General features: G+C 72.8%; 9 protein-coding genes and 1 pseudogene. All 10 read left to right on the plus strand.

The genetic code is table 11. The annotated features are described in order from the left end of the window. The first annotated feature begins 19 nt into the window (after positions 1–19). On the plus strand, positions 20–760 hold the full coding sequence (ccoO, locus tag ABZT49_RS03085; protein WP_355282874.1) for a cytochrome-c oxidase, cbb3-type subunit II: 741 nt from the start codon (positions 20–22) through the stop codon (positions 758–760). After that, positions 757–915, plus strand: a complete 159-nt coding sequence (locus ABZT49_RS03090; RefSeq protein WP_407943436.1) for a cbb3-type cytochrome c oxidase subunit 3 — start codon at positions 757–759, stop codon at positions 913–915. The genes ccoO and ABZT49_RS03090 overlap by 4 nt, the downstream gene beginning before the upstream one ends. A gap of 5 nt (positions 916–920) precedes the next feature. Next, positions 921–1784 (plus strand): cytochrome-c oxidase, cbb3-type subunit III, encoded by an 864-nt coding sequence (ccoP, locus tag ABZT49_RS03095; protein ID WP_407943437.1) that lies wholly within the window; start codon positions 921–923, stop codon positions 1782–1784. Between the two features lie 377 nt (positions 1785–2161). Further along, a complete protein-coding gene (ccoG, locus tag ABZT49_RS03100; RefSeq protein WP_355282879.1) occupies positions 2162–3661 on the plus strand; it encodes a cytochrome c oxidase accessory protein CcoG in 1500 nt (499 codons plus the stop codon). A gap of 2 nt (positions 3662–3663) precedes the next feature. Next, a complete protein-coding gene (locus ABZT49_RS03105; protein WP_355282882.1) occupies positions 3664–4170 on the plus strand; it encodes a FixH family protein in 507 nt (168 codons plus the stop codon). Between the two features lie 137 nt (positions 4171–4307). Continuing rightward, positions 4308–6548 (plus strand): annotated as a pseudogene (locus tag ABZT49_RS03110) (heavy metal translocating P-type ATPase); the annotation flags it as partial. Positions 6549–6669: 121 nt separating this feature from the next. Beyond that, on the plus strand, positions 6670–6807 hold the full coding sequence (ccoS, locus tag ABZT49_RS03115; protein ID WP_355282899.1) for a cbb3-type cytochrome oxidase assembly protein CcoS: 138 nt from the start codon (positions 6670–6672) through the stop codon (positions 6805–6807). 41 nt (positions 6808–6848) lie between these two features. Continuing rightward, complete coding sequence (locus tag ABZT49_RS03120) at positions 6849–7268, plus strand: CBS domain-containing protein (RefSeq protein WP_355282902.1); 420 nt, start codon at positions 6849–6851, stop codon at positions 7266–7268. 109 nt (positions 7269–7377) lie between these two features. Next, a complete protein-coding gene (locus tag ABZT49_RS03125) occupies positions 7378–7794 on the plus strand; it encodes a response regulator (protein WP_355282885.1) in 417 nt (138 codons plus the stop codon). A gap of 77 nt (positions 7795–7871) precedes the next feature. Next, positions 7872–8558: a helix-turn-helix domain-containing protein gene (locus tag ABZT49_RS03130; RefSeq protein WP_355282887.1), complete on the plus strand. Its 687-nt coding sequence runs from the start codon at positions 7872–7874 to the stop codon at positions 8556–8558. The last annotated feature ends 200 nt before the right edge of the window (positions 8559–8758 follow it).

Raw genomic sequence — 8758 nt, forward strand, 5'->3', positions numbered from 1 at the left:
CCAGCGAAAGCAACCGGCCATGGCCACCGCCCAGCCCGGCCTCTGGAAGAGGCACGAAATCTTCGAGCGGAACTCGATCCTCCTGCTCATCGGCATCCTGATCGTGGTCGCGATCGGCGGCCTGATCGAGATCGTCCCGCTGTTCTACCTGAAGAGCACCATCGAGGCGGTGGAGGGCGTGCGCCCCTACACGCCGCTCGAGCTCGCCGGCCGCAACATCTACGTGCGCGAGGGCTGCTACCTCTGCCACAGCCAGATGGTGCGCCCGATGCGCGACGAGATCGAGCGCTACGGCCATTTCTCGCTCGCCGCCGAGTCGATGTACGACCACCCGTTCCAATGGGGCTCGAAGCGCACCGGGCCCGACCTCGCCCGGGTCGGCGGAAAGTACTCCGACGCCTGGCACCGCGAGCACCTGATCGATCCCCGCGCCGTCGTTCCCGGCTCGATCATGCCGGCCTATCCCTTCCTCGACCGGACCCTCGACGCGGAGGCGATCGCCGACGACCTGACGGCGAATGCGAGGCTCGGGGTGCCCTACGGCCCGGACATGATCCTGCGGGCGCAGGCCGATCTCATCGCCCAGCTCGATCCCGACGGGGCCGATGCGGGCTTCCCGCAGCGCTATCCCGGCGCCGTCCTGCACGCGCCCGGCGCGCGCGGCCGCGCCACCGAGCTCGATGCCCTGGTGGCCTACCTCCAGGTCCTCGGCACGATGGTCGATTTCAAGATCTACGACGACCGCAAGAACCTGAGGTGACGCCGGTGACCTACGACCTCGCCTCCCGCTTCGCCCAGACGAGCGGCCTTCTCTACTTCGTCGCGCTGTTCTCGGGATCCGTCCTCTACGCCCTGTGGCCGCGCAACCAGGGCCGGTTCGATGCCGCCGCCCGCCTGCCCCTCGACGAGGAGTGAGCCGCGTGTCCGACCTCAAGTCTTCCCCTCCCGAAACCACCGGTCACGAGTGGGACGGCATCGCCGAGTACAACAACCCGCTGCCGCGCTGGTGGCTGATCTCGCTCTACGCCACCATCGTCTGGGCCTTCGGCTACTGGATCGTCTATCCGGCCTGGCCGCTGGTCGCGGACCACACACGCGGCCTCCTCGGCTTCTCGACCCGCGCCGCGGTCCTGGCCGACGTGGCGGCCACCCGGTCGGCCCGCGCGGCCCTCGGCCAGGAGAAGCTCGCCTCGGCGGATCTCGCGCGGATCGCCGCCGACCCGACGCTGATGCCGCTGGCGCTCGCCACCGGCAAGGCGGCCTTCGGCGACAATTGCGCCGCCTGCCACGGCACCGCCGCGACCGGCCGCACCGGCTACCCGAACCTCCAGGACGACGACTGGCTCTGGGGCGGCAGCCTCGACGCCGTCGCGCAGACGATCCGGGTCGGCATCCGCTCCGGCCACGCGGACACCCGCGCGGGCGAGATGCCGGCCTTCGGGCGCGACGGCATTCTCAAGCGCGACGAGGTCGAGACGGTGGCGAACTACGTCCTATCGCTGTCCGGCAAGGCCTTCGCGCCGTCCCTGAGCCTCCAGAGGGGCGCCGAGATCTTCAGCCAGACCTGCGCCGCCTGTCATGGCGAGCAGGGCAGGGGCAACCCGGAGATGGGCGCCCCGGACCTCGCCGACGCGGTCTGGCTCTACGGCTCGGCGCCGCAGGAGGTGGTGGCGACGATCCAGGGCGGGCGCAGGGGCGTGATGCCGACCTGGGAGGGGCGGCTCGACGCCGCGACCATCAAGTCGCTGGCGGTCTACGTGCATGGGCTCGGGGGTGGGAAGTAGCGGGTCCACCCGCTCTCTGATTCGACTTGAGATCTGGCCGTACTGAAAGACTCCATCGTCATTCTGGGGCCGCGCAGCGGAACCCGGAATCCAGAACCGCGGATGATGCAGGAAAGAGCGGACAGCGTACGGCTTTATCCTGTGCCATCGGCGTGTCTGGATTCCAGGCTCCGCTGCGCGGCCCCGGAATGACCAGGAGCGTGTCATCTCGGTGGAGCGAGACAACTAATCCTGTCTTGGAATGGATGAAGCGGATTCGGCATGCAGCCGTGTGGGATGAGTCCATCCCATCCTCCAATTGCGCGAGATCAATGCCGCCACCCCGTCCCGGCCCCTACGACTCTCGCGCCCGCTCCCGGGCAGCTGGACACGCGGTGATGCCCACGACGGACCCTGCGCGGACGATGCGCTCCACCTCCCTCCTCGAAGGCCGCACCAAGAAGTTCGGCGAGGCGGCGACCCGGCGGGTGGTCTCCGCGCCCACCGGCGCGCTCTACGAGGCGCGGCGCAAGATCCATCCGCAGGCGGTGCGCGGGCGCTTCCGCACCGCGAAGTGGATCATCCTGGCGGTCGCCCTCGGCCTCTACTACCTCGTTCCGTTCCTGCGCTGGAATCGCGGCCCGGGCGCGCCGTCGCAGGCGGTGCTGATCGACCTCGACCGCGGCCGGTTCTACTTTTTCTTCATCGAGCTGTGGCCGCAGGAGGTCACCTACGTCATGGGCCTGCTGATCCTGGCGGCCCTGACCCTGTTCCTGATGAACGCGGTCGCCGGCCGGGTGTGGTGCGGCTATCTCTGCCCGCAGACGGTCTGGACCGACCTCTTTCTCGCGGTCGAGCGCCTGGTCGAGGGCGACCGCCGCGCGCGGCTCACGCTCGATGCCGCGCCGTGGACGATCGAGAAGATCGGCTTGCGCACCCTGAAGCACGCGATCTGGCTGCTGATCGCCTGGTGGACCGGCGGCGCCTGGGTGCTCTACTTCGCAGACGCGCCGACGCTGGTGCATCAGCTCGCGACCTTCCAGGCCCCGCCGGCGGCCGTCTTCGCCATCCTGACCCTCACCGCGACGACCTATGGGCTCGCCGGCCACATGCGCGAGCAGGTCTGCACCTACATGTGCCCCTGGCCGCGCATCCAGGGCTCGCTCACCGACGCCCACTCGCTCAACATCCTCTACCGGGTCGATCGCGGCGACCCGCGCGCCTCGGTCAGGAAGGCCGCCAGCTTGCGGGCCGCCGGGCAGCCGGCGGGGGATTGCGTCGATTGCTTCGCCTGCGTCACCGCCTGCCCGGCGGGGATCGACATCCGCGACGGGCTCCAGATGACGTGCATCCAGTGCGGCCTGTGCGCCGATGCCTGCGATACCGTCATGCAGAAGCTCGGGCGACCGACCGGCCTCATCGCCTACGACACCGAGGCGAATTGCCGGCGCCGGGCCGAGGGCAAGCCGCCCGTGTTCAAGATCCTCCGCCCGCGGACGGTCGCCTACGGGCTCCTGGTCGCCGGAATCGGCGGATTCATGCTCACCACACTCGCGGCCCGCAGCTTCACCGGCGTGAACGTCCTGCACGACCGCAACCCGCTCTTCGTCACGCTCTCGGATGGCGGCATCCGCAACGGCTACACGGTCCGGCTCGTCAACAAGCGTCCGTTCGAGCGGGACTTTCGCCTGACCGTCGAGGGGCTGCCCGGCGCCCGTGCCGAGATCGTCGGCGCGCCGGACGACCGCCTCGCGGTGCCGGCCGACGCGACGCGGGAGGTCCGCGTCCTCGTCTTCGCAGCCCCCGGCACCGCCCGTTCGGCCCCGCTCACCTTCCGCCTCGCCGATCCGGTCTCGGGCGAGACCGCGTCCGTGCAGGACCACTTCAAGGCGCCCTGACGATGCACGCCGATCCCATGCTGCCCGCCGCCCCGTTCCGCCTGACCGGGCGGCGCGTGCTCCTCCTCCTCGTCGGGTTCTTCGGCACCATCGCGAGCGCCGACGCCGTCCTCGTCACCTCGGCCCTGCGCACCTGGTCGGGTCTGGAGGTCGCGTCGCCCTACCATGCCGGCCAGGTCTACAACGCCGAACTCGCCCGGGCCCGGGCGCAGGAGGCCCGGGGCTGGCACCTGGAGAGCGCCGTGGCGCGGGCGGGACCGGGCGCGGCGGTGACCGTCTCGCTGCGCGGGCGGGGCGATGAACCGCTCGCGGGCAAGGCGCTGCGCGCCCGGCTGGAGCGCCCGACCGATGCCCGCGCCGACCGGGTCCTCGCCCTCGCTGCGACGGCGCCCGGCACCTATGCCGGCGGGGTCGAGGCGCTGCCGGGCGGCCAGTGGCGGCTCGTCGTCGAGGTCGTGGGGCCCGACGGAGTCGAGCTGCGGCGCGAGCGCCGCCTGACCGTCGAGTGATACCGTCGCGCCTTCGAACAGACTCGTTCGAAGGCGCGAGGCGAGCCCGAGCGGGCGTCGGCGCCGATGCGCCGGACGTCATCGCATCGACGGGTCGATGCGATGACGCGAGAGGATGAGATCCGGGACGCGATCCGATGTGCTGCACCGACGCCGCCCTCGCCTATGTCGAGGCCCATGCCGCCTGGAGCGAGGCGAATACGAGGCCGTCCCTCGGGCGCGACTACGCGGCCTTCGTCTCCCGCACCGCGACGGGCGCAGGCCGGGCGGAGTTCGCCGTCGAGGGCGTGCACTGCGCCGCCTGCCTGAGCGCGATCGAGGGCGGCCTCCGGGACGTGCCGGGCGTCACCTCGGCCCGCCTCAATGTTTCCGACCGGCGGCTCGCCGTGGAATGGGCGCCGGGGGCCGAGCCGGAGATCGGCGCGATCCTGGAACGGCTCGACCGTCTCGGTTACGCCGCCCATCCGTTCGACCCGCGCCGGCCCGCCGATGCCGAGGCGACGGAGACCGAGCGGCTGATCCGCGCCATGGCGGTGGCGGGCTTCGCCGCGATGAACGTGATGCTGCTCGCGATCTCGGTCTGGGCCGGCAACGTCTCCGACATGAGCCCGGAGAATCGCGACCTCTTCCACTGGATCCAGGCCCTCGTCGCCCTGCCGGCCGCGGCCTATGCGGGCCGGCCGTTCTACGACGGCGCCGTCCGGGGACTGCGGGCCCGGCGCCTCACGATGGATGTCCCCATCACCCTCGGGGTGGTGCTGACGCTCGTGATGTCGGTGGTCGAGACGGCGCGCGGGGCGACCCACGCCTATTTCGACGGCGCGATCATGCTGCTGTTCTTCCTGCTGATCGGGCGGGTGCTCGACCAGGCGATGCGCCGGCGCACTCGGACGCTGGCCGAGAACCTGGCGGCCCTGCGCAGCGAGACGGCCGCGCTCGTCGCGCCGGACGGCTCGGTGCGGGACGTGCCGCTCTCCGACATCACCCCCGGCGCCCGCGTGCTGGTGCGCCCGGGCGAGCGGGTGCCGGTGGACGGGACCGTCGAGCGCGGGCGCTCGGACCTCGACCGCAGCCTCGTCACCGGCGAGACCGCCGCGGTCCCGGTGGCGGAGGGGGCGACCGTCCATGCCGGCGCGCTCAACGGCGACGGGGCGCTCGTCGTCACGGTCACGGTCGTGGCAGGGGCGACGCTCCTCGACGAGGTCGAGGGGCTGATGCGCCGGGCGCTGGAGGCGCGCTCCCGCGCCCTGGTGCTCGCCGACCGGGCGACCCGGCTCTACGTGCCCCTGGTCCACGCGGCGGCGGCCCTCGCCTTCGCCGCCTGGCTCCTGGCCGGGGCCGGCCTCCACGCCGCCGTGATGATCGCGGTCGCGGTGCTGATCGTCACCTGCCCCTGCGCGCTCGGCCTCGCGATTCCCGCCGTCCAGGTGGTGGCGGCCGGCGCCCTGTTCCGCGACGGCGTGCTGCTCGCCGACGGTACCGCCCTGGAGCGCCTGGCGCAGGTCGACACCGTGGTCTTCGACAAGACCGGCACGCTGACCCTGCCGGAGCCGGTCCTGGCCGCGCCCGGGGATCCGGCAGTGCTGGCGCAGGCGGCCCGACTCGCCCTGTCGAGCCGCCACCCGATGGCCACCGCGCTCGTGAAGGCGGTCCCCACAGGGATCGTGCCCTGGCCGGGGGCGCAGGAAGCCGCCGGGCTTGGCGTGCGGGCGTCCGTCGAAGGCGTCGAATTGCGGCTCGGCTCGCCGGCCTTCTGCGGGGCGGAGGTCCAGGCCGCGGCAATGCTCGCCGCCGATCCGGAGGCGTCGATCCTCTGCTTCCGGGCCGGGGAGGGGGTGCCGGTCGCCTATCCGGTCGCCCAACGCCTGCGCCCCGACGCGGCGGAGGTGGTGGCGTCCTTGCGGGCGCAGGGCCGCCGGGTCGTCATCCTGTCGGGCGACCGACGGTCGGCGGTCGCCGCGGTCGCCGCGCGGCTCGGCGTGGAGGAGTGGGAGGCCGGCCTGACTCCGCAGGACAAGATCGCCCGCATCGAAGCGCTTGAGCGCTCCGGCCGGCGGGTGCTGATGGTTGGGGACGGGCTCAACGACGCCCCGGCGCTCGCCGCCGCCCACGCCTCGCTCTCGCCGGTGAGCGCCGCCCATGTGAGCCAGGCCGCCGCCGACGCCCTGTTCCTCGGCCGCGGCCTCGCTCCCGTCCTGTCGGTCCTCGCGGTGGGCGCGCGGGCGCGGGCCCTGATGCTGCAGAACCTGTGGCTCGCCGCCGCCTACAACCTCGTCGCGGTGCCGCTGGCCGCCACCGGCTGGCTCACGCCGCTGATCGCGGCGCTCGCCATGTCGGGCTCCTCGGTCGTCGTCACGCTCAACGCCCTGCGGGCGCGGGGCGGGGCGGGGCCGGGCCGTCACTTAGCAAGTCGTCCCTTGGCAAGCCGTCCCTTGGCAAGCCGTCGCCCGCCGCCGAGACGCCCGCTCCCGCCGCTCCAGCCACCTCAGGACCTGTCCGATGAGCGTGCTCCTCCTCGTCATCCCGATCGCCCTCGGCCTCGGGGCCTCGGGCCTCGGCGCCTTCCTGTGGGCTCTGCAGTCCGGCCAGTACGACGACATCGAGGGGGCCGAGCTGCGGGCCCTGTCGGACGACTGACCTTTTCTCGCGGTTCCCCCGCCCCATTCGGAGCCCGCCCCATGCCCGACCGGAATCTCACCGAGTTCCTCGCCGACCGTCCCGTCCGGGGGGTGAGCGGCAGCTTCACCATCGCGAGCGTGTGCCATCGCCTGCGCGACTACGATGTCGGCGCCCTCCTGGTGATGAAGGCGCGTCGCCTCGTCGGCATCATCACCGAGCGCGACGTCGCCGTGCGCGTCGTCGCGGGCCATCGCGATCCGATGCTGACGCTGGTGCGGGAGGTGATGACCCCCGATCCCCGGACGATCGCCGCCGGGGCGAGCCTCGCCGAGGCGCATCGGCTGATGATCGCCGGGGGGTTCCGGCACCTGCCGGTGATGCGCGGCGACGACGTGGTGGGGGTGATCTCGCTGCGCGACGTCCTGGCCGCCCGGGAGCCTCTGGCGCGCGAGGCTGTCCGGACGCCCGCCCTCGGATGAGGCGGGGCCGTGCGACGCCCGCGATGGCCCGCTCCACCCGCTTGCGCCAGATCAACGCCGCCTCCCGACCCGCCGCCTATTTTCCCGTGCCTCAGCATCCGGGTCGATCATGCCAGCCCCCACGGGACCGGTCCTCGTCGTCGACGACGACGAGGCGGTCCGCCGCTCGCTCAAGTTCTCGCTCGAGCTCGAGGGCTACGAGGTGCGCCTCTACGAGGACGCCGCGCAGCTCCTGGGGCAGCTCCTGGGGGAACCGGGGCTGCCCCGGACCGGCTGCCTGGTCGTCGATCACCGGATGCCGGGCATGGACGGGGTCGCGCTCGTCGATACCCTGCGCGCGCGGCGGATCGGCCTGCCCGCGATCCTGATCACCGGCCGGATCACCGAAACCTTGCGCCAGCGCGCGGCCCAGGCGGGATTCCGGCAGGTGGTGGAGAAACCCTTCGAGGACGGATCGCTGCTGGCCGGCATCCAGGACGCGCTCGCCGCCGCCACCTTCGCCGCGCGGCTACGGGAAATCCCTTAAGCGCTGAACCGGAATTTCGCGTGCGCCGCCCGCGCCGTAGCCATGGCCTCGTCAGCCGCACCCGACGGGGGGATCCCATGCAAGTCGCGCTCGCCACCGCAGGCCTCGCTCCCGCGCACGACGCCGGGCGTGACGAGCGGGCTCCGCCGTCCCTCTGGGCCCGCGACGCCGCGGGCGCCGGATCGCGCCGCCGCGTCGCGGCCGAGGAGGAGATCTACGCCGAGGGCGACCGCGCCGTGCATTTCTACAAGGTGATGTCCGGGGCGGTGCGGACCTACCGGCTCCTGAGCGACGGGCGCCGGCAGATCGACGGCTTCCACCTGCCGGGCGACATCTTCGGCCTCGAGGCCGGCGACGAGCGCCGGGCCGGCGCCGACGCTGTCGCCGACACCACCCTCCTGGCCTTCCGCCACGGCGACCGCGACGCGCTGGCCGGCGAGGCCGGGGCGCTCGCCCGCGAGGTGGTGGCGGCCATGCTGCGGGCGCTCGAGCGGGCGCAGGATCATATGCTGCTGCTCGGGCGCAAATCGGCGCGCGAGCGCGTCGCGAGCTTCCTCCTCGGGCTCGCGGGCCGGGCCGGGAGCGACGGGACGGTCGCGCTGCCGATGTCGCGGGCCGACATCGCCGACCATCTCGGCCTGACGATCGAGAGCGTGTCGCGCACCTTCACCGGCCTGGAGCGGGACGGCGTCATCGCGCTGTCGGCCCAGCGCCGCGCCGTCGTCCTGCGGGACGAAGCGGCGCTCCGGCGCCTCGATGCGTGACGGGCGGCGTCGGACCCGGCTGGCCGGTCCCGGCCGAGGGTCGTGATCGCAGGTGCCGGTCGCGCACGGGGCGCGATACCTGCTACTGATGGGGGATCCGACCTCGCCGGGGGGCGCCCGCCGCCCCTGACCCGCATGACGACGCCCGAACCTCCCCAAGGCCCCGCCCCGGATGGGCAAGACTTCGCCCCGGATGGGCA

The sequence above is a fragment of the Methylobacterium sp. EM32 genome, assembly GCF_040593685.1.
Classification (GTDB): domain Bacteria; phylum Pseudomonadota; class Alphaproteobacteria; order Rhizobiales; family Beijerinckiaceae; genus Methylobacterium.